Source organism: Pseudomonas sp. MM213, from assembly GCF_020423045.1.
GTDB lineage: Bacteria > Pseudomonadota > Gammaproteobacteria > Pseudomonadales > Pseudomonadaceae > Aquipseudomonas > Aquipseudomonas migulae.
This window is the reverse complement of record NZ_CP081943.1, coordinates 4,870,820-4,892,366: the sequence shown is the minus strand read 5'-3', so window position 1 is coordinate 4,892,366 and position 21,547 is coordinate 4,870,820. Positions and strand designations below refer to the sequence as shown.

Annotated in this window: 19 protein-coding genes; 15 read left to right on the top strand and 4 right to left on the bottom strand. The window is 60.1% G+C overall.

Annotation, left to right across the window (positions count from 1 at the left end; translation table 11 throughout):
• The first annotated feature begins 168 nt into the window (after positions 1-168).
• The 5 genes from gshA to tauD all read left to right on the top strand — a co-directional run bounded on the left by gshA (position 169) and on the right by tauD (position 5,514).
• On the top strand, positions 169-1,752 hold the full coding sequence (gene gshA, locus K5R88_RS22380; RefSeq protein ID WP_226298376.1) for a glutamate--cysteine ligase: 1,584 nt from the start codon (positions 169-171) through the stop codon (positions 1,750-1,752).
• Between the two features lie 245 nt (positions 1,753-1,997).
• The gene (tauA, locus tag K5R88_RS22375; RefSeq protein ID WP_008032265.1) at positions 1,998-2,975 is read left to right on the top strand and encodes a taurine ABC transporter substrate-binding protein; all 978 of its coding nucleotides are present in this window, start codon (positions 1,998-2,000) and stop codon (positions 2,973-2,975) included.
• Between the two features lie 16 nt (positions 2,976-2,991).
• The gene (gene tauB / locus K5R88_RS22370) at positions 2,992-3,786 is read left to right on the top strand and encodes a taurine ABC transporter ATP-binding subunit (protein ID WP_008040159.1); all 795 of its coding nucleotides are present in this window, start codon (positions 2,992-2,994) and stop codon (positions 3,784-3,786) included.
• Positions 3,783-4,616, top strand: a complete 834-nt coding sequence (gene tauC, locus K5R88_RS22365; protein ID WP_226298375.1) for a taurine ABC transporter permease TauC — start codon at positions 3,783-3,785, stop codon at positions 4,614-4,616. Before tauB ends, tauC begins: the two co-directional genes overlap by 4 nt.
• 55 nt (positions 4,617-4,671) lie before the next feature.
• A complete protein-coding gene (gene tauD / locus K5R88_RS22360) occupies positions 4,672-5,514 on the top strand; it encodes a taurine dioxygenase (RefSeq protein ID WP_223452803.1) in 843 nt (280 codons plus the stop codon).
• A gap of 142 nt (positions 5,515-5,656) precedes the next feature.
• Here tauD and mgrA read toward each other — a convergent pair whose 3' ends face one another.
• Together mgrA and K5R88_RS22350 are read right to left on the bottom strand one after the other, a co-directional pair.
• Complete coding sequence (gene mgrA, locus K5R88_RS22355; protein ID WP_226298374.1) at positions 5,657-6,694, bottom strand: L-glyceraldehyde 3-phosphate reductase; 1,038 nt, start codon at positions 6,692-6,694, stop codon at positions 5,657-5,659.
• A 134-nt stretch (positions 6,695-6,828) separates the two neighbouring features.
• Entirely contained in the window at positions 6,829-7,719 is an 891-nt protein-coding gene (locus K5R88_RS22350; protein WP_008032272.1) for a LysR family transcriptional regulator, read from the bottom strand.
• A gap of 127 nt (positions 7,720-7,846) precedes the next feature.
• On the opposite strand from K5R88_RS22350, the gene K5R88_RS22345 reads away from it, so the two are divergent.
• Together K5R88_RS22345 and K5R88_RS22340 are read left to right on the top strand one after the other, a co-directional pair.
• Positions 7,847-8,587 (top strand): SDR family oxidoreductase, encoded by a 741-nt coding sequence (locus tag K5R88_RS22345; protein ID WP_226298373.1) that lies wholly within the window; start codon positions 7,847-7,849, stop codon positions 8,585-8,587.
• Between the two features lie 149 nt (positions 8,588-8,736).
• Positions 8,737-8,997, top strand: coding sequence for a hypothetical protein (locus tag K5R88_RS22340; protein ID WP_008032471.1), 261 nt, complete (start codon positions 8,737-8,739; stop codon positions 8,995-8,997).
• A gap of 2 nt (positions 8,998-8,999) precedes the next feature.
• Here the strand turns inward: K5R88_RS22340 and betT are convergent, their stop codons facing one another.
• Both betT and epsC read right to left on the bottom strand, forming a co-directional pair.
• The gene (gene betT, locus K5R88_RS22335) at positions 9,000-10,955 is read right to left on the bottom strand and encodes a choline transporter BetT (protein WP_177318889.1); all 1,956 of its coding nucleotides are present in this window, start codon (positions 10,953-10,955) and stop codon (positions 9,000-9,002) included.
• 426 nt (positions 10,956-11,381) lie between these two features.
• Positions 11,382-12,308: a serine O-acetyltransferase EpsC gene (gene epsC / locus K5R88_RS22330; protein ID WP_008032476.1), complete on the bottom strand. Its 927-nt coding sequence runs from the start codon at positions 12,306-12,308 to the stop codon at positions 11,382-11,384.
• A gap of 192 nt (positions 12,309-12,500) precedes the next feature.
• On the opposite strand from epsC, the gene K5R88_RS22325 reads away from it, so the two are divergent.
• The 8 genes from K5R88_RS22325 (at position 12,501) to K5R88_RS22290 (ending at position 21,465) form a co-directional block, all read left to right on the top strand.
• Positions 12,501-13,493, top strand: a complete 993-nt coding sequence (locus K5R88_RS22325) for a D-cysteine desulfhydrase (RefSeq protein ID WP_008032477.1) — start codon at positions 12,501-12,503, stop codon at positions 13,491-13,493.
• A 314-nt stretch (positions 13,494-13,807) separates the two neighbouring features.
• Entirely contained in the window at positions 13,808-14,608 is an 801-nt protein-coding gene (gene tcyJ / locus K5R88_RS22320) for a cystine ABC transporter substrate-binding protein (RefSeq protein WP_008032479.1), read from the top strand.
• A complete protein-coding gene (tcyL, locus tag K5R88_RS22315) occupies positions 14,608-15,273 on the top strand; it encodes a cystine ABC transporter permease (protein ID WP_008032482.1) in 666 nt (221 codons plus the stop codon). Before tcyJ ends, tcyL begins: the two co-directional genes overlap by 1 nt.
• 4 nt (positions 15,274-15,277) lie before the next feature.
• A complete protein-coding gene (gene tcyN, locus K5R88_RS22310; protein WP_008032484.1) occupies positions 15,278-16,033 on the top strand; it encodes an L-cystine ABC transporter ATP-binding protein TcyN in 756 nt (251 codons plus the stop codon).
• Positions 16,034-16,509: 476 nt separating this feature from the next.
• A complete protein-coding gene (locus K5R88_RS22305) occupies positions 16,510-17,274 on the top strand; it encodes a hypothetical protein (RefSeq protein ID WP_226298372.1) in 765 nt (254 codons plus the stop codon).
• 374 nt (positions 17,275-17,648) lie between these two features.
• A complete protein-coding gene (locus K5R88_RS22300; protein WP_226298371.1) occupies positions 17,649-18,890 on the top strand; it encodes an SfnB family sulfur acquisition oxidoreductase in 1,242 nt (413 codons plus the stop codon).
• A gap of 23 nt (positions 18,891-18,913) precedes the next feature.
• A complete protein-coding gene (locus tag K5R88_RS22295; RefSeq protein WP_226298370.1) occupies positions 18,914-20,107 on the top strand; it encodes an SfnB family sulfur acquisition oxidoreductase in 1,194 nt (397 codons plus the stop codon).
• Positions 20,107-21,465, top strand: a complete 1,359-nt coding sequence (locus tag K5R88_RS22290) for an LLM class flavin-dependent oxidoreductase (RefSeq protein ID WP_207285576.1) — start codon at positions 20,107-20,109, stop codon at positions 21,463-21,465. The genes K5R88_RS22295 and K5R88_RS22290 overlap by 1 nt, the downstream gene beginning before the upstream one ends.
• Positions 21,466-21,547 lie beyond the last annotated feature (82 nt).

Genomic DNA, 21,547 nt, shown 5'->3' with positions numbered 1-21,547 from the left:
TCGCGGGCAAGCCCGCTCCCACAGGGTCCGCGGCGACTGATCCTTGACCGACTGGCATGTGGTCTGTGCTGCTCAAAAACCAGGCGAAAACGCCAGTTTCAACTTCACCCTTGTAGACCGTCCTGCCCACCCCCATATTGGGGCGACTGACGCGTGAAGGAATCCAACTTGAGCGAACTTCTCAACCGCCGCCTGGCTCTGCTCGGCGAGCGCGCTAACCTCTCTCTGCTCGAACAGTGCCTTCACGGCATCGAACGTGAATGCCTGCGCGTGACCGGCGAAGGTCGCCTGGCGCAAACGCCGCACCCGGAAGAATTGGGTTCCGCGCTGACCAACGAACAAATCACCACCGACTATTCCGAGTCGCTGCTGGAGTTCATCACGCCCGCCCTGCCCGACCCGGCCGAGACCCTGGCGAGCCTGGACAGGATTCACCGTTTTGCCTACAGCAAGCTCGGCAACGAGTACCTGTGGAGTCCGTCGATGCCGTGCCCGTTGCCGGCCGAGGAAGATATCCCGATCGCCTATTACGGCACCTCCAACATCGGCAAGCTCAAGTATGTCTACCGCAAGGGCCTGGCCCTGCGCTACGGCAAGACCATGCAGTGCATCGCCGGGATTCACTACAACTTCTCCCTGCCGGAGAAGCTCTGGCCGCTGCTCAAGCAGGCGGAAGGCTTTGTCGGCACTGACCGCGACTATCAGTCGTCGGCCTACATCGCGCTGATCCGTAATTTCCGCCGCTACAGCTGGCTGCTGATGTACCTGTTCGGTGCTTCGCCAGCGCTGGACGCCGGTTTCCTGCGCGGTCGCACGCATCAGTTGGAACAGCTGGACCCGGACACCTTGTACCTGCCGTACGCCACCAGCCTGCGCATGAGCGATCTGGGTTACCAGAGCAACGCCCAGGCCGGCCTGACGCCGTGCTACAACGACCTGGCGAGCTACACCGACAGCCTGCGCAAAGCGGTGGCCACACCGTATGCGCCGTATGTCGAAATCGGCACGCATCAGGACGGTGAGTGGGTTCAGCTCAACACCAACATCCTGCAGATCGAAAACGAGTACTACTCCAACATCCGCCCGAAACGCGTGACCTACACCGGCGAACGGCCGATCCAGGCGCTGGTGGCCCGTGGAATTCAGTACGTCGAAGTGCGTTGCCTGGACATCAACCCGTTCCTGCCGATGGGTATCGACCTCACCGAGTCGCGGTTCCTCGATGCGTTCCTGCTGTATTGCGCGCTGAACGACAGCCCGCTGTTGACCAGTAATTCGTGCGGCAACGCGACATCGAACTTCCTCAGCGTGGTCAAGGAAGGTCGCCGTCCGGGCCTGCAACTGCAACGTGACGGTCAACCGGTTGACCTGAAAGAATGGGCGGGCGAGTTGCTGGAGAAGATTGCGCCACTGGCGGCGTTGCTGGATCAGAGCCATGGCGGCGATGCGCACAGCAAGGCATTGGACGCGCAACTGGCCAAGGTCAAGGACTCCTCCCTGACGCCATCGGCCCAGGTGCTGGCGGCAATGGCCGAACACAAGGAAAGCTTCAGCCAGTTCTCCCTGCGCCAGAGCCAGGCCCATGCGGAATATTTCCGCAGCGAGCCGTTGAGCAGCGAAGACCAGGCAACGTTTGAAGAGCGCGCGCGTTCGTCGCTGGCGGAGCAAGTGGAGCTGGAGCAGAACGAAGTCGGCGATTTCGATGTGTTTGTCGGCTCGTATCAGGCGAGCATTCTGGCGATCAGTAACTAACCTCTGAAGGTCCTTCGAATCTTTTCGCGGGCAAGCCTCGCTCCTACAGTTTTGTGTCGGTCACCCAGTTGTGACTCGACCCCCAACCTGTAGGAGCGAGGCTTGCCCGCGAAGGCTGCGCCGCGGTCTTGCTTAGAATTTTCCGCTCATAAGCTCATTCGAAAAAGTTATTTATTTTCGGATTCTTATATCATTTAGTCTCTTTTTCACGCCGACTCTCGGTCCGCCTGAAAAGGAGCTTCCCAATGAAACTGCATTTCCCTCTTCGCCTCCTGGCGGCCGCGTCTTTGGCTGCGGCGAGTTTCTTTGCCCAGGCGGCTGACGTGACTGTCGCCTACCAGACCACCGTGGACCCGGCGAAAGTCGCCCAGGCCGACGGCGCCTACGAAAAAGCCACCAACGCCAAGATCGACTGGCGCAAATTCGACAACGGTGCCGACATCATCGCCGCCATCGCTTCCGGCGACGTGCAGATCGGCTACCTCGGTTCTAGCCCCCTGACGGCTGCAATCACCCGCAAAGTCCCGGTTGAAACCTTCCTCATCGCCACCCAGATCGGTGCCGCTGAAGCCTTGGTTGCCCGCGACGGCTCCGGGATCAAGACTCCTCAGGACCTGATCGGCAAGAAAATCGCCGTGCCGTTCGTTTCCACCGGCCACTACAGCCTGCTCGCCGCGTTGAAGCACTGGAACATCGACCCTTCGAAAGTCACCGTGCTCAACCTCGCCCCGCCAGCCATCATCGCCGCATGGAAACGCGGTGACATCGACGCCACCTACGTGTGGGACCCAGCGCTCGGCGTGGCCAAGGAAAACGGCAAAGTGCTGATCACCTCCGGCGAACTGGCCAAGTTCGGCGCACCAACGTTCGATGCCTGGATCGTGCGTAAAGACTTCGCCGAGAAGCACCCGGAAATCGTCACCGCGTTCGCCAAAGTCACCCTCGACGCCTACGCCGATTACCGCAAAGACCCTAAAGCCTGGCTCGCCAATCAATCCAACGTCGACAAGCTGGTGAAGCTGTCCGGTGCCAAGGCCAGCGACATTCCGCTGCTGCTGCAAGGCAACGTCTACCCGCTGGCGGCTGATCAGGTGATCACCCTCGGCGCGCCGACCACCAAAGCCATCACCGACACCGCCGTGTTCCTGAAAGAACAAGGCAAGGTCGAAGCCGTGCTGCCGGACTACGCGCCGTACGTCAGCGCCAAGTTCATCACCAACTGATCGGGAGTTAATTGCGATGGCCTTGCTACAGCTGGAGCGCATCAGCGCACAGTACCCCGGCAGCCCGGAACCGGTATTGGCGGATATTTCCTTGAGCCTTGGGCCCCAGCAATTGCTGGTGGCCCTCGGCCCGTCCGGCAGTGGCAAGACTTCGCTGTTGAACCTGATTGCCGGTTTCGTCGAGCCCAGCGCCGGGCGCATCACCCTCGATGGCGTGCCGGTCAAAGGCCCGAGCGCCGAACGCGGCGTGGTGTTTCAGGACGACGCGCTGCTGCCTTGGCAAGACGTGTTGGCCAACGTCGGTTTCGGTCTGGAACTGGCCGGTGTCTCCCGGGACAAACGTGAAATCCGCGCTCGGGAAATGCTCGCACTGGTGGACCTTTCCGGTTTCGAAAATCGGCGGATCTGGCAGCTGTCCGGTGGCCAGAAGCAGCGTGTCGGCCTGGCCCGTGCGCTCGCCGCCGACCCTCGCGTGTTGTTGATGGACGAACCTTTCGGCGCCCTCGACGCCTTCACCCGCGAACAGATGCAGGAGCTGCTGCTGCAAGTCTGGCAGCGCACCGCCAAACCCGTATTCCTGATTACCCACGACATTGAAGAAGCGGTATTTCTCGCCACGGACCTGATTCTGCTGGCGCCAAATCCCGGGCAAATCGTCGAGCGCCTGAGCCTCGATTTCGGTCAGCGTTACGCCGCCGGCGAGTCCGCACGGGCGATCAAATCCGACCCGCGCTTTATCGAAACCCGCGAACACGTACTCGCCAAAGTGTTCTCCCAACGCAGCGCCGCCACGCGGCAGGAGCGCGCATGAGCAGCTATGAAATTCCGGCCGTGACGGTGAAACCGGGTTCGACGGTGATTCCTGTTCGGCGCCGCCTCAGTACTCGCTGGATCAGCGTGCTGACCCTGGTCGCGTTGGTTGCCCTGTGGTGGGCCGTTACCGCCACAGGAATGATCGAACCGCTGTTCCTGCCGCCACCGTCCGCCGTGCTGCAAAAAGGCTGGCTGCTGGTGACCACCGGCTACATGGATTCGACGTTGTGGCAGCACTTGGGCGCGAGCCTCAGCCGCATCGGTCTGGGTCTTGGTTTTGCCGTGCTGACCGCCGTGCCGGTCGGCATCGCCATCGGTCACAACCGCATTGCGCGCGGCATTCTCGATCCGCTGATCGAGTTCTACCGCCCGATTCCACCGCTGGCCTATCTGCCGCTGATTGTCATCTGGTGCGGCATTGGTGAATTGTCAAAAGTCCTGCTGATTTACCTGGCGATTTTCGCCCCGATCGCCATCGCCACCGCGACTGGCGTGCGCACCGTCGACCCGGCCAAATTGCGCGCAGCACAGTCTTTGGGCGCGACCCGGGCGCAGTTGATTCGCCATGTGATTTTGCCGAGTGCGTTGCCGGACATTTTGACCGGCGTGCGCATCGGTCTGGGCGTGGGCTGGTCAACGCTGGTCGCCGCCGAACTGATCGCCGCCACCAGCGGCCTGGGCTTCATGGTGCAGTCGGCCGCACAGTTCCTGGTCACCGATGTGGTGGTGCTGGGGATTCTGGTGATTGCGCTGATCGCCTTCGCCATGGAGATGGGCTTGCGTGCGCTGCAACGCAAACTGGTGCCGTGGCACGGCCAGGCTCACTAACGACTTGTCATTGACCATGCCGACAGATCGGCACCCCGGATTGAAGAGAACCACCATGAGCAACCTGACAATCGTCCCCCTCAGCTCCGCCCTCGGCGCGCACATCAGCGGCATCGACATCAGCCAGCCATTGAACCTGGAACAGCGCGATGCCATCGAGCAGGCACTGCTCAAGCATCAGGTTTTGTTCTTTCGCGACCAGCCGATCACGCCGCAGCAACAGGCGCGTTTCGCCGCCAACTTCGGCGACCTGCACATTCACCCGATCTACCCGAATGTGCCGGAACAGCCAGAAGTACTGATCCTCGACACCGCCGTCACCGACGTGCGCGACAACGCGATCTGGCACACCGACGTGACCTTCCTGCCGACCCCGGCGATGGGCGCGGTGCTCAGCGCAAAACTGTTGCCGGAGTTTGGCGGCGACACGTTGTGGGCCAGCGGCATTGCGGCTTATGAGGCGCTGTCCGCGCCGATGAAAAGTCTGCTGGAAGGGCTGACGGCGACGCACGATTTCACCCGTTCGTTTCCGTTGGAGCGCTATGGCAACACGCCTGAAGCATTGGCTCAGTGGGAAGAGGCTCGCCGCAAGAATCCACCGCTGTCGCACCCGGTCATTCGCACGCATCCGGTGAGCGGGCGCCGTTCGTTGTTCGTCAGTGAAGGGTTTACGTCGAAGATCAATGAACTGTCGGAGACGGAGAGCGAGACGATTCTGAAGTTTCTGTTCGCCCATTCCACACGGCCGGAATTCACCATTCGCTGGCGCTGGCAGCAGGACGACATCGCATTCTGGGACAACCGCGTGACGCAGCATTACGCGGTGGATGACTACCGGCCGGCGCGGCGGGTGATGCAGCGGGCGACAGTGTTGGGGGATGTGCCGTTTTTCAGGTAAATCCTGATTTTTCCATTGACTGTACTGGCCCCATCGCGAGCAGGCTCGCTCCCACATTTGGAATGCGGTTCCCCTGTGGGAGCGAGACCGGCTTGCCGGCGATAGCGGTCTAAAAGGCGCCAGAGATTCTGGCGCCAAACCCTTACTCAGCCGTCGAAGGTTTCTCCCAAAGATTAATCCCGCCTTCCTGGGCAAACCGGTCTATCTCCGCCAACTCTTGCGCACTGAAGCTCAGATTCTTCAACGCCCCGACGTTCTCGATAATCTGCTCCGGCCGGCTCGCACCGATCAGCGCCGAAGTCACCCGAGGGTCGCGCAGCGTCCACGCCAACGCCAGTTGCGCCAGGCTCTGGCCGCGACGCTTGGCAATCTCATTGAGCCCACGCACATGGGCAATGTTGGCCTCCGACAGATGCGAGGACTGCAACGAACCGCCGCCCGGACGATTGACCCGCGCATCCTTCGGAATGCCGTTGAGGTATTTGTCGGTCAACAGGCCCTGCGCCAACGGCGTGAACGCAATCACGCCGGTGCCCAGCTCGTCGGTGACATCCAGCAGATCCTTTTCCACCCAGCGATTGAGCAGGTTGTAGGCCGGCTGGTGAATCAGCAACGGCACTTTCCACTCTTGCAACAGCGCCGCCATCTCACGGGTTTTCACCCCGGAATACGACGAGATACCGATGTACAACGCCTTGCCCTGCTGCACCGCCATAGCCAGTGCGCTGGCGGTTTCTTCCAGCGGCGTGTCCGGGTCGAAACGGTGGGAGTAGAAAATATCCACGTATTCCAGGCCCAGACGCTGCAGGCTCTGATCAAGGCTGGCCAGCACGTATTTGCGCGAGCCACCGCCCTGCCCATAAGGACCGGGCCACATGTCCCAACCCGCCTTGCTCGAGATGATCAGCTCGTCGCGATACTGCTTGAAATCTTCACGCAGCAAACGCCCGAAGTTGGTCTCGGCGCTACCATACGGCGGACCATAGTTATTGGCGAGGTCGAAGTGGTTGATCCCCAGATCGAACGCCGTGCGCAGCAACGAACGCTGGGTGTCGATCGGCGTGCTGTCGCCGAAGTTATGCCACAGCCCCAGGGACAACGCCGGCAACACCAGACCGCTGCGACCGACGCGGCGGTAAGGGATGGAGTCGTAGCGGTTTTCGGCAGCGGTGTAGGTCATCGAATCCTCTCTTGTCTGTCTTGAAGTTGGTATCGACTGCTTCGCAAGTTGCCCAGCATACGCCCAGACAAACGTCGATAGACCTCGGACTTGAGGAAATGCTGAAACGTTTCACATATTTTCGATTCGAGGGGCTAACGCGCCCCCGCAAACACCTCCCCCAACCAATCCACAAACACCCGAACCCGTGGCGACATGTGTCGGTTGTGCGGATACAACACTGAAACCGGCATCGGTGGCGGCGGCGTGTCGATCAGGACTTCCTGCACCAGGCCCTGGGCGATCTGCGTTTCCATTCGGTAATGCGGGCACTGGATCAAGCCCAGGCCGGCGATGGCCGAGGCGGCGTAGATTTCTGCGCCGAACACCGAGATCGCGCCCTCGATGGCGACTTCCTGCAATTCGCCATCGACCATGAATTCGAACGGGAACAACTTCGCCGTGGTGCGCGAGACGTAGTTCACAGCGCGATGGTGTTTCAGGTCTTCGAGGGTTTTCGGTTCGCCGTATTTGCGCAGGTAGGCGGGGCTGGCGCAGGTGATCTGGCGCAGGTTGGCAACGCGTTTGCCGATCAATGCCGAATCACCCAGCGTGCCGGCCCGCAGCACACAGTCGACGCCTTCAGCGATCAGGTCGACAAAGCGGTCGGCCTCGCTGATGGACAGTTCGATATCCGGATAGCGCTCCATGAATTGCGGCAAGGCGGGGATGACAAAACTCTTGGCCAGCGTGCCATGCAAATCCACCCGCAATCGCCCCTTCGGCGCGACGCTGCGAAAAGCCAGTTCAGCTTCTTCCAGTTCCGCCAGCAATTGCACACAGCGCAAGTAGTACGCCTCGCCGTCCAGCGTAGGACGCACCTTACGCGTGCTGCGCTCCAGTAAACGCGTACCGAGCCAGGCTTCGAACTGGTTCAGCGTGTGGGTCAGGGTTGCCCGTGGCAGGTTCAGGTCTTCGGCGGCCAGGGTGAAGCTGCTGCGCTCGTAGATCCGCACGAACACCTTCATCGCTTTGACTTGATCCATGGCGTTCGAGACCTTTGATTGTTGGCGTTTATTGAACAGTCAAGGCAACTCTCGTGCATTTATCAGCCTGAGTAAACATGTGAGTCTGGCTTCACCCCAAACAGACACCCTCAAAGGATTCACCGCCATGACTACTCAAACTTCGAAAGTTGCCATCGTGACCGGCGCCTCCCGCGGCATCGGCGCCGTGATCGCCAAACAACTGGCCAGCGAAGGTTTCGCCGTCGCCATCAACTACGCCAGCAGCGCCACTGAAGCCTCAAAGCTGGTCGTTGAACTGCGTCAGGCCGGCCATCAAGCCATAGCGATCAAGGCTGACGTGGCCAATGCCGACGATGTACGCCGGATGTTCGACGAAACCGAAACACAACTGGGCAAAGTCGATGTGCTGATCAACAACGCCGGCATCCTCAAAGTGATGCCGCTGGCGCAGCACACGGACGAACTGTTCGACCAGAACTTCAACATTCACGCCCGCGGCACTTTCAATACGTTGCGTGAAGCGGCGACCCGTTTGAACAGCGGTGGCCGGATCGTCAATTTCTCCAGCAGCACCGTCGGCATGAACCTGCCGGGTTACGCCGTGTACATCGCCAGCAAAGCCGCGGTGGAGTCCCTGACTCAGGTGTTCGCCAAGGAAATGCGCGGTCGCAACATCACCGTCAACGCCGTTGCGCCTGGCCCGGTGGCGACCGATTTGTTCCTTCACGGCAAGAGCGAAGAGCAAATCCAGAACTTTGCCAAGATGCCGCCGCTGGAACGCTTGGGGCAGCCGGAAGACATCTCGCGCGTTGTGTCCTTTCTCGTCGGCCCTGATTCGGCGTGGGTCAATGGACAGATTCTGCGGGTGAATGGCGGGTTGGTTTAAGCTGCTATGTAGGCAGGATTGACGCCTTCGCGGGCAAGTCGAATCGTCGCACCGCTCGCTCCTACAGGAGCGACACAAAACTGTAGGAGCGAGGCTTGCCCGCGAAGGCGGTCTTAAAGACGCACTACACCTGAAGGGAGGAACGCATCATGCACACCACGATCATCATCACCTTCGGCCTGGTCCTACTGGCGCTGATGCTGTTCATCGGCGAGAACATCGGCTTCAGCCGCCAGACGCTGACCTACAGCTTCATCGTGTTGTGGCTGGCCCTGACGATGATCAACGGCGCCATCGGCGTGGTCACCGCCGGCCAGTCCGTGACCACGGAGCTGGTGGTCGGCAGCATCGTGTTCAGCATCCCGGTGGCGGCGCTGGTGTTGTTCATGGTGATGAGCAGCGAGGCCTGAGTTCAACGCACCAGATGCAAAAACTGCAGGTGCCGCTCGTACTGATCGAGGATGTCGTTGATGACCTGATCCTTGGTGTAGCCCACCAGATCGTAGTCCTGACTGCCCTCGCTCAGGTGCACTTCGGCCCGATAATAACGGCGATTGTTGAGTTGCTTGGGCCCCATGCCGCCACGGGCGAATGACGGCGTGAAGTAGCCACGCATCTGCACCTGATAGATGAACGGATGCTGCTCGCCGTGACCGATTTCCAGGCTGACGCTGTCGTTTGCCGGATCGGGTTGAGTGATCACGTTCAAACCCTTCTCGACGAACACCGCCGACACCTCTTCAATCGCCGGGCGCACCGTCGTGTCGAGGAAGCGATAGACCTCATCCCGCGACGGGAAATGCACCGCCTGACTCAAACGCTGACGCCAACCGCCGCGCCGCGATCCGGACACCGGCGCCAGGGAATGCAGCTGCGCGATCTGCTTCTGCGACTCCAGGTAAAACGCCTTGTGCAGCCCCCACATCATCAGCAGCAAGATCATCGAAAACGGCAACGAAGTCAGCACCACCGCTGACTTCAGCGCATCGATGCTGCCCGAAAACAGCAGCGCACTGGTGACCAGCGCGGTCATCGCGCCCCAGAACACCCGCAGCCATTTCGGCCCGTCTTCATCCGGGTTGCCGCCCTTGGCCGAGAGTGTCGACAGCACCACGGTGCCGGAATCGGCCGAGGTGACGAAGAACACGAAGCTGATGAACACCGTGACCGCAATCACGGTTTTGCTCCACGGGTAGGTTTCCAGCAGCAGGTACAGCGTCATCGACGGGTTGTCGATGGCCGACATGCCGAGCGCGCTCATGCCGTGATTGAGCACCTGGTCGATGGCGCTATTGCCGAAAATCGACATCCACGCCAGGGTGAAACCGAGCGGGATCAACAGCACGCCGAAGACGAATTCGCGAATGGTGCGGCCACGGGAAATCCGTGCGATGAACAGACCCACGAACGGCGACCACGCGATCCACCACGCCCAGTAGAACACCGTCCAGCCGCCCAGCCAGTCGCTGGGTTTGTCGTAGGCGTAGAGGTCGAAACTTTTCATCGGCAAGGCGCCGAGGTAGTCGCCGAGGTTCTGGATCAGGGTATTGAGCAGGTGCTGCGTAGGGCCGGCGAACAACACGAACAGCAGCAGCGCACAGGCCAGCAGCATGTTGATGTCGGACATCACCCGCACGCCTTTATCGACGCCAGCCACCGCGACGATGATCGCCGCGCCCATCATCAGCGTGATCAGGCCGACCTGAATCCACTGGGTGTGAGCGATGCCGAACAGGTAATCCAGGCCCGAGTTGAGGTGCAACACGCCGAAGCCCATGTCGGCACCGAGGCCGAACACCGTGGCGATGATGCCGAAGCCATCCACCGCATAACCGATCGGGCCGTTGATGCGTTTGCCGATCAGTGGGTACAGCGCCGAACGCAAGGCCAACGGCAGGTTATGGCGGTATGCGAAGTAGGCCAGCGCCATGCCGACGAAGGCAAACACGCCCCAGCCGTGCAGGCCCCAATGCAGAAACAGAATCTGCATCGCCTGGCGCGCCGCGTCCGCTGTCCCGGCCTCGCCTTGCGGCGGTTGCAACAGATGGGTCAATGGTTCGGACACGCAAAAGAAGAACAGCGTGATGCTGATCCCGGCGGCGAACAGCATGCCGGCCCACGACAGGTAACTGAATTCGGGCTCGTCGTGGTCGGCACCGAGCTTGATCTTGCCGTAGCCGGACAAGGCGGTGACCACCACGAAGACCAGATACAGCGTCATCGCGAGCATGTAATACCAGCCGACCGTATTGGCCGCCCAGTTTTGCGCTTGCAGCAACCAGGCGCCGGCTTGTTCAGGCATGGCGATAACGACGATGCCGAACAGAAAAATAAAGGTCGCCGCGAAGTAAAACACCGGCGGATTCATGCGGATCTGGCCGCTGGCGGGGGTGGACGATGCACTCATGAAAGGTGCACCTCGAGGGGGTGAAACCGGGCAATCAATAACGGACTCGGCAAGGGCAAGCCTCCTGTTGTGAGCGGGCAGCAAACCGACGGTTTAACTTGAATGAGCGTTCAAGTTAAACATGGATAGGGGGCTAAGGACTAATCGCAGGGCTCGGCGGTCGTGTTCGTACGCTAGCTCAAGGATGGGTATGACGTGGGGTTTGGGGGATTTGTTCAGTGGGGAATTGGGTGGATGCCATTGTCTCGGATCGGCTTGAAACCATTCGCGGGCAAGCCTCGCTCCTACAGGTTTTGTGTCGTTCATAGATCTATTGTTCGACACAAAACCTGTAGGAGCGTGGCTTGCCCGCGAAGGCGTCAGAAAGGCCGCTAAAGCCTTCGGGCCTTACTTCTGCGTCCCATCATCATGCTGCAAATTCGCCTGCGTCAGGTTGGCCCCTGCCGGCACACTGCGGGTCAGCCAAACGTTGCCGCCAATGGTCGAGCCCTTGCCGATGGTGATCCGCCCCAGGATGGTCGCGCCGGCATAAATCACCACATCGTCTTCAACAATCGGATGCCGCGGATGGCCCTTTTGCAGCTGACCATCTTCATCCGCCGGGAAGCGTTTGGCACCCAGGGTCACGGCCTGATAAATCCGCACACGCTCGCCGATAATCGCGGTCTCGCCGATCACCACGCCGGTCCCGTGATCGATGAAGAAACTGCGGCCGATCTGCGCGCCCGGGTGAATGTCGATACCCGTCGCCGAGTGCGCGATTTCTGCACTGATCCGCGCCAGCAGCGGCAGCCCGGCACGGTACAAATGGTGCGCGAGGCGATGGTGAATCACCGCCAGAATCCCCGGATAGCACAGCAGCACTTCATCGACGCTGCGGGCCGCCGGGTCACCGTGATAGGCCGCCAGCACATCGGTGTCCAACAGGCTGCGCAGGCCCGGCAGGGCGAGTGCGAAGTCCTGGATGATCTGGATTGTTTTGGCTTCGACTTCAGTGTCGGCCGAGGCACTGTGGCGGGCGGCGTAACGCAGTTCGAGCCGTGCCTGCCCCAGCAATGCATTCAACGCGACATCAAGCGTGTGACCGACGTAGAAATCTTCACTCTCTTCACGCAGGTCCACCGGCCCCAGACGCATCGGGAACAACGCCCCGCACAACGCTTCAAGAATCTCCGCCATGGCCGCTCGGGAAGGCAACTCGCGGCCACCCTGCTCGCCGCTGGCGCGGCCGTTTTGTGCACGCCACTCGTCACGCGCCGTGCGCAGTTGGCTGACGATGGTCTGCAATTGCCAATGGCTGGAACGCTCGCTCACGGTAAAAACTCCACACGGGCGGCCGGACTGTCTGGCCGCACTGACGGCGATTACTTTACGGCAAGGTCTGGAAACCGAATTAAGAACTGATTGTGCTGTGCTCAGCACTTTTGGCTATAAGTAATCTTGCCGGTTGCCCATGCATTTGGGCGTGCCTATAGTCCTGACATCTCTCACCGCCAGTACGGACCCATGATCAAACAACAGCTCGCCCGTTTTGACCGCCTCGATCTGCTCGGCCACCCGACCCCTCTGGAAAAACTCGAACGCCTGTCAGCCTGGCTGGGCCGCGACGTGTACGTCAAACGCGATGACCTGACGCCGCTGGCGATGGGCGGCAACAAGCTGCGCAAACTCGAATACCTGGGAGCCGATGCGCTGGCCCAGGGCGCGGACACGCTGATCACTGCCGGCGCGCTGCAATCCAACCACGTGCGCCAGACCGCCGCCCTCGCCGCCAAACTGGGCCTGGGATGCGTAGCGTTGCTGGAAAATCCTTTGGGCACCGAAGACGCCAACTATGTCGGCAACGGCAATCGGCTGCTGCTTGACCTGTTCGATGCCAAGGTCGAGCTGGTGGACAACCTCGACAACGCTGACGAGCAACTGGAAGCATTGGCCGCACGCCTGCGCAGCAACGGCAAAAAACCGTATCTGGTGCCGATTGGAGGCTCCAATGCGCTGGGCGCCCTGGGTTATGTGCGCGCCGGGCTGGAATTGGCCGAACAGATCAAGGACACCGGCCTGACCTTCGCCGCCGTCGTGCTGGCCTCGGGCAGCGCCGGGACCCACAGCGGCCTGGCGCTCGCGTTGAGCGAAGCACTGCCGGATTTGCCAGTGATTGGCGTGACGGTTTCACGCAGCGAAGAAGATCAGCGGCCGAAGGTTCAAGGCCTCGCCGAACGCACCGCAGCGCTGTTGGGCGTCAGCCTGCCAGCGAGTTTCAAGGTTGAGTTGTGGGACGAATATTTCGGCCCGCGCTATGGCGAGCCGAATGCCGGGACGTTGTCGGCGGTAAAACTGGTTGCGAGCCAGGAAGGCCTGTTGCTGGACCCGGTGTATACCGGCAAGGCGATGGCGGGGTTGCTGGACGGGATTGGGCGTCAGCGTTTTGATGAAGGACCGATCATTTTCCTGCACACCGGTGGGGCACCGGCGTTGTTTGCCTACGATTCGGCTTTTTAAGAGCGCTTTGCGCTCTATCGCCAGCAAGCCGGCTCCTACAGGTTTTGTGTCGTTAAGAAATTTATAGTCCGACACAACCCCTGTAGGAGCCGGCTTGCTGGCGATAGCGGTCTAACCGACACATATTCCTTTAAGGAATAACAAACGCAATATTTATTATTTTCCTATCTATAAGCACCATCATATAGTCACGCCGCAGGCGAATTTGCAGCGAGACGCATACGCTGCTTTAGGGCAGGATATCGCAGTCGTCCAAATCCCGATTTTGCCAACATTCCTAAAAGCGTCTTCATAAGAAATCACAGGGGCTTGTCATGAATTTTTCCGCACTACGTCGAAATCTGCTGGTGGGTTCGCTGGGCCTGGCGCTGAGCGCCGGTCTGCTGGGGCAAGCGGTTGCCGGTGAGCAACTGCAAAAAATCAAGGACGCTGGCGTGATCAACGTCGGCCTGGAAGGCACTTACCCACCGTTCAGCTTCGTTGACGCCGACGGCAAACTGACCGGCTTCGAAGTCGAGTTCTCCGAAGCCCTGGCCAAAGAGCTGGGCGTGAAGGTCAAACTGCAACCGACCAAATGGGACGGCATCCTCGCGGCGCTGGAATCCAAGCGTCTGGACGCAGTGGTCAACCAGGTGACCATCTCCGAAGAGCGCAAGAAGAAGTATGACTTCTCCGAGCCGTACACCATTTCCGGGATTCAGGCGCTGGTGCTGACCAAAAAGGCTGCCGAGCTGAACATCAAGTCTGCCGCCGACCTGGCTGGCAAGAAAGTCGGCGTAGGCCTGGGCACCAACTACGAGCAGTGGGTTAAAGCCAACGTGCCGACCGCTGATGTGCGCACCTACGAAGATGATCCGAGCAAGTTCGCAGACCTGCGTAACGGCCGCACCGACGCCATCCTGATCGACCGCCTCGCTGCACTGGAATACGCCAAGAAGGCCAAGGACACTTCCGCCGCCGGCGAAGCGTTCTCCCGTCAGGAAGCCGGCATTGCCCTGCGCAAAGGCGAGCCTGAGTTGCTGGCAGCAGTGAACAAGGCCATCGACAAGCTGCGTGCCGACGGTACGCTGAAAAAGCTTTCGGAAAAATACTTCAGCGCTGACGTCACCAAATAATGGGAGAAGCTTTCCAACTTGCGCTGGACTCCGCGCCCTTCCTGCTGAAGGGCGCGTACTACACGGTAATCCTCAGCCTGGGCGGGATGTTCTTCGGCCTGGTGATGGGCTTCGGCCTGGCGTTGATGCGCCTGTCGCGCTTCAAACTGGTGAGCTGGCTGGCCCGCATCTACGTGTCGTTCTTTCGCGGCACGCCGTTGCTGGTGCAACTGTTCGTGATCTATTACGGCTTGCCGCAATTGGGCATCGAACTTGATCCGCTGCCGGCGGCCCTGATCGGCTTCTCGCTGAACATGGCCGCTTACGCCTGCGAAATCCTGCGTGCCGCGATCAGCTCCATCGAGCGTGGCCAGTGGGAAGCCGCCGCGAGTATCGGCATGACCCGCGCGCAGACATTGCGCCGGGCCATCCTGCCGCAAGCGATGCGCACGGCATTGCCGCCGCTGGGCAACAGCTTCATCTCGCTGGTCAAGGACACGGCGCTGGCCGCCACCATTCAGGTGCCGGAACTGTTCCGTCAGGCGCAGCTGATTACCGCCCGGACTTTCGAAATTTTCACCATGTATCTTGCCGCCGCGCTGATCTACTGGGTTCTGGCCACGGTGCTCTCGCACCTGCAGAACAAGTTGGAAGAGCGGGTCAATCGGCACGACCAGGAGTCCTGACCCCATGATTGTCGTGGAAAAACTGACAAAGCAGTTCAAGGGTCAAGTAGTGCTTAACGGCATTGATCTGGAAGTGAAGGAAGGCGAGGTGGTGGCAATCATCGGGCCGAGCGGCTCGGGGAAAACCACGTTCCTGCGTTGCCTGAATTTTCTCGAAGAACCCTCCAGCGGCCGGATCAAGGTCGGTGACATCGAGATCGATGGCAGCCGCCCGTTGAACCAGCAGCAGAGCCTGGTGCGGCGCTTGCGTCAGCACGTCGGCTTCGTGTTCCAGAACTTCAACCTGTTCCCGCATCGCACCGCCCTGGAAAACGTCATCGAAGGCCCGATCATCGTCAAGAAGATCGCGCACGCCGAAGCCGTTGCCCTGGGTAAAAAGCTGCTGGCCAGGGTTGGCCTGGCAGGCAAGGAAGACGCGTACCCGCGACGCCTTTCCGGTGGACAACAACAGCGTGTGGCGATTGCCCGTGCGCTGGCGATGGAACCGGAAGTGATTCTGTTCGACGAACCCACCTCGGCACTCGATCCGGAGCTGGTGGGGGAAGTGCTGGCGACCATCCGCAGCCTCGCCGAGGAGAAGCGCACCATGGTCATCGTGACCCACGAAATGGGCTTTGCCCGCGACGTGGCCAACCGAGTGGTGTTTTTCGACAAGGGTGTGATTGTCGAGCAAGGCGAAGCCAAAGAATTGTTTGCCCATCCGAAAGAAGAACGGACAAAACAGTTTCTCAGCAAGTTCCTGAACAACGCTCAACACTGAGCAGCCATAACAGCGACATAAACTTCCACGGATGGAAGTTACATCGAAACTTCATACCCCCCTGCAACTGCCACTAAAACCACTCTTACAATTTAACCCTCTTTCAATAATCGTGTGCGGTACATATATATGTCCTGCGACAGATTATCCTCGCCTAAAATCCACAAAACACTTGCGCATTGCCACACGAACAACCGGCGCCCCCCACCTCCAAAAACCGCTGATTCGGTGGGTTTGTTCGACAAGTCGATGGGGCTTCCGGACCTGAAAGCGTAGGAGCTTTCTGAATAACGAAAGATTCGTTACTTAACTAACCAACTCTATTGACACTTATTCCAGCGCACTCTTATCTAGTCTCCGGCAAACGAACTCATCACGTTCAATCATTGTTCATACGCAAGTAATGAGCCGTTTGTGGCTCGGCCAATCAGTTCTTTCAGAAACGGACTTCGCTGCAAGACTTCAAGGAGAAACCCATGAAACATATTTCGAAAAAACCCGAACTTGCGGCACCGACCGTGGAGCAATCCCACCGGAGCGGCATCAACATCACCTCGGCTTCTCACCTGCTGATCGCCGTCGCGCCTTATCCCGGCATGGACGAAGGCGACTTGATCGAACTGTTCTGGGACAACTGCTACGTGGCCTCCAGGGTGCTGAACACCCTGGACGTCGGCAAATCCGTCAGCCTGCGCGTGCCGCAAAGCTTCATCGCCAACGGCTCCTCTCGCATTCACTACCGACTGATGCAGGTCGGCCATGGGCCAGCGCTGTCACCGACGACCCGCGTACAGGTCAAACTCGACTGCCCGGGAGGCCAGCCCTCCGCCCTGTACGGCGATGAAATCCAGAGCCTGGCGCCGGTGAGCATTCCCGAAACCATCCGCCGTCAGGGCGTCAACCCGAACCAGATCAAGCGCGGCGTTCCCTTGACCATCGAGCCGTACCTGAACATGGCCATCGACGATGAAATCACCCTGCGCTGGGGCGATGTGCGCATGGACCTGCCACGGCTCAAGGCCGGCGATGTGGGCCAGCCGATTCAGGTCTGGGTGCCGCCGGCGATCATTCTCGAAGCCGGCGAAGACCTGCGGCTGGAAGTGACCTACTGCATCCTAGACCGCGTGGGTAACAACTCTCGCTGGGCGCCGGCGCGTACGTTGAAGATTGGGTGTGCCAATCCGTATCTCAAAATCCCGCAGAGGGAAGTGCTCATGGCCGCAGAATCCCGAAAAAATTGAGATCCATGGCATCCCCTGTAGGAGCGAAGCTTGCTCGCGAAAAACGATAACGCGTCATGTCAGAACTGACGCCTTCGCGAGCAAGCTTCGCTCCTACAAAAGCCGATCGCTGACTGTTTCTGTTGCTACAAGAACAAAGTGTTGCCCTGCGTACAGTTGCTCACGACACACTTCTATCCATATTCCTAAAAGTTAGTTTATTTAATTTTTATACACGCTTAGGGTATATAAACCGGACCACCGGACATTCTTGTTTTTACTTCGCCGCATCCATCGCGGCGTTCCATGAGATGTGAGGTAGGTATGGTCCGGAACACAATCACCCCAGTGCAGATCGCCAGGGCATTGCGTGCAGCAGCCAAGGAGCGGCACTGATGTCCAGTCTGGCAGATGCAATCGTCCAGAGTGATCTGGACATCGCCCCGTTGTTGTTGCCCGCGCAGGTTTTGCGCAACGACGCACAAGCGATCAAGGCCGCCCATGAGCTGGCGCAGGTCGCCCGCCAACAAGCGGCTAAACGCGACCGTCAGCGCAAGCTGCCGTGGTCGGAAATCGAACAGTTCACCCGCAGCGGCCTGGGCAGCATTGCCATCCCTCGCGAATACGGCGGCCCGCAGGTTTCGTTCGTCACCCTGGCCGATGTTTTTGCGATCATTTCCGCAGCCGACCCGGCACTGGGACAGATCCCGCAGAACCAGTTCGGCATTCTCAACCTGGTGCTCGGCAGCGCTACCGAAGCGCAGAAAAAACAGCTGTTCAAGAGCGTGCTCGAAGGTTGGCGCATCGGCAATGCCGGGCCGGAGCGCGGCACTAAAAACACCCTGGAACTCAAGGCACGGATCACCGCCGACGGCGACGGATTTGTCATCAGCGGGCAGAAGTTCTACTCCACCGGCGCCCTCTTCGCCCACTGGGTGGCAGTCAAGGCGCTGAATGACGACGGCAAGCAAGTGTTGGCCTTCGTCCGTCGCGGCACACCGGGCTTGCGGATCGTTGATGACTGGTCCGGTTTCGGCCAGCGCACTACCGCCAGCGGCACCATTTTGCTCAACAACGTGCGGGTCGACGCCGAGCAGGTGGTGGACAACTGGAAGATCAACGACAAGCCGAACATCCAGGGCGCCGTCTCGCAGCTGATTCAAGCGGCCATCGACGCCGGCATCGCTCGCGGCGCCATCGACGACGCCATCGAATTCGTGAAAACCCGCGCTCGCCCATGGATCGACGCCAAGGTCGAACGCGCCAGCGATGATCTTTATGTGATCGCCGACATCGGCAAACTGAAAATCGAACTGCACGCCGCTGAAGCGCTGCTGCGCAAAGCCGGGCAGGTACTCGATCAGGTCAACGCCGCGCCGCTCACCGCCGAGTCCGCCGCCCGAGCCTCGATTGCCGTGGCCGAAGCCAAGGTGCTGACCACCGAGATCTCGCTGCAGGCCAGCGAAAAGCTCTTCGAACTGGCCGGGAGCCGCGCCACCCTCGCCGAATTCAACCTCGACCGCCACTGGCGCAACGCCCGCGTGCACACGCTGCACGATCCGGTGCGCTGGAAGTATCACGCCGTCGGCGCCTATCACCTCAACGGCACGCTCCCCGCTCGCCACTCCTGGATTTAACGACCAGACACCTGGAGAAACACATGACAATTTCTCACCACGTCGCGGTCATAACCAGCGATGAGCAAGCCCTGATCGTCGCCAGTGACCTGGCCGAAGATTTCAAACGCGACAGCGCCCTGCGCGACCGTGAACGCCGTTTGCCGCACCCGGAACTGGAAGTGTTTTCCCGCTCGGGTCTGTGGGGCATCAGCGTGCCAAAAGAGTACGGCGGCGCCGGGGTTTCCAACGTCACGCTGGCCAAGGTGATCACCTTGATCGCCCAGGCTGACGGCTCCCTCGGGCAAATTCCGCAGAACCATTTTTACGCCCTCGAAGTGCTGCGCGTGAACGGCAGCGCCGAGCAGAAAAAACGTCTCTATGCAGAAGTGCTGGCCGGCCAACGTTTTGGCAATGCACTCGCCGAACTCGGCACCAAAACCGCCCACGACCGCGTCACCAGTCTGACCCGCGACGGGGACGGCTATCGCATCAACGGCCGTAAGTTCTACGCAACAGGCGCGATCTACGCGCAGCGCATCCCGACCTCGGTGGTGGATGAAAACGGCGTGCAGCAACTCGCATTCGTACCACGCGACAGCAAAGGCCTGACAGTCATCGACGACTGGAGTGGTTTCGGCCAGCGCACCACCGGCAGCGGTTCGGTGGTGTTCGAAGACGTCTTTGTGGCCGCCGAAGACGTGATCCCGTTTCAAAGCGCCTTCGAACGCCCGACCCCGGTAGGCCCGTTGGCGCAGATTCTTCACGCCGCCATCGACACCGGCATCGCCCGCGCTGCCTATGAAGACGCGCTGCATTTCGTGCGGACCAAAACCCGGCCATGGATCGACGCCACGCATGAAAAAGCCATCGACGACCCGCTGACCATCAAGAGCTTCGGCCACCTGAGCATTCGTCTGCACGCCGCCGAAGCCCTGCTGGAACGCTCCGGCGAATTCCTCGACAAGGCTCAGGCCCAGACCAACGCCGAGACGGTTGCCGCCGCGTCGATTGCCGTCGCCGAAGCCCGCGCCATCAGCACCGAAATCTCCCTTGCCGCCGGTAGCACGCTGTTTGAACTGGCCGGCAGCCAGGCGACCCTGATCGAACACGGACTGGATCGCCACTGGCGCAACGCTCGGGTACACACGCTGCACGACCCGGTGCGCTGGAAGTATCACGCCGTGGGCAACTACTACCTCAACGATGAAAACCCTCCGTTGCGAGGGACCATCTGATGGCCGGTGAGAAAAAGAAGATCCTGCTCAACGCGTTCAACATGAACTGCATCGGGCACATCAACCATGGCTTGTGGACGCACCCACGGGACACCTCGACTCAATACAAGACCATCGAGTACTGGACCGAACTGGCGCAGTTGCTGGAGCGCGGTTTGTTCGACGGCTTGTTCATCGCCGACATCGTCGGCGTGTACGACGTCTACCAGAACTCGGTGGACGTACCGCTGAAAGAATCGATCCAGTTGCCGGTCAACGACCCGCTGCTGCTGGTCTCGGCGATGGCGGCGGTGACGAAAAACCTCGGTTTCGGCCTGACCGCCAACCTGACGTACGAACCGCCGTATCTGTTCGCCCGACGCATGTCGACCCTCGATCATCTGAGTCGCGGCCGGGTCGGCTGGAACATCGTCACCGGCTACCTCGACAGCGCCGCCAAGGCCATGGGCCTGAGCGAACAAGTCGAGCACGACCGTCGTTACGACCAGGCCGACGAATACCTCGAAGTGCTCTACAAACTCTGGGAAGGCAGCTGGGAAAACGGTGCGGTGCTCAACGATCCGCAGCAACGGATCTACGCGCAGCCCGACAAAGTGCACAAGGTCGAACACAAGGGCGAGTTCTATCAAGTCGAGGGTTATCACCTCTGCGAACCTTCGCCGCAACGCACACCGGTGCTGTTCCAGGCTGGCAGTTCGGATCGCGGTTTGCTGTTCGCCGGGCGCCACGCCGAGTGTGTGTTCATCAGCGGCCAGAACAAACCGTCGACCAAGGTTCAGGTGGACAAGGTGCGCGCCAGCGCCGTTGAAGCCGGGCGCAATCCTGAGGACATCAAGGTGTTCATGGGGCTGAACGTGATCGTCGGCGCCACCGAAGAGCTGGCCTGGGCCAAGCACGCCGAATACCTGAGCTACGCCAGTGCCGAGGCCGGCGTGGCGCATTTCTCGGCATCGACCGGGATCGATTTTTCCGAGTACGCCATCGACGAACCGATCCAGTACGTGAAGAGCAACGCGATTCAATCGGCAACCAAAAACCTGCAAAACAACGACTGGACCCGGCGCAAATTGCTTGAGCAACACGCGCTCGGTGGCCGCTACATCACGGTGGTCGGTTCACCTGAGCAAGTGGCCGATGAGCTGGAATCCTGGATCGCCGAAACCGGGCTGGATGGCTTCAACCTGACACGAATTGTCACGCCGGAAAGCTATGTGGATTTCATCGAACTGGTGATTCCCGAGTTGCAGCGGCGTGGGTCGTACAAGACCGCTTATGACGACGGCAGCCTGCGGGAGAAGCTGTTTCACGCAGAGGCGCATTTACCTGAGCAACACACCGGTTCCGCGTTCCGCCGTTAAAAGCTTCGCGAGCAAGCTTCGCTCCTACAGGGGCACTGCAATCCCCTGTAGGAGCGAGGCTTGCCCGCGAAGAGGCCCGTCC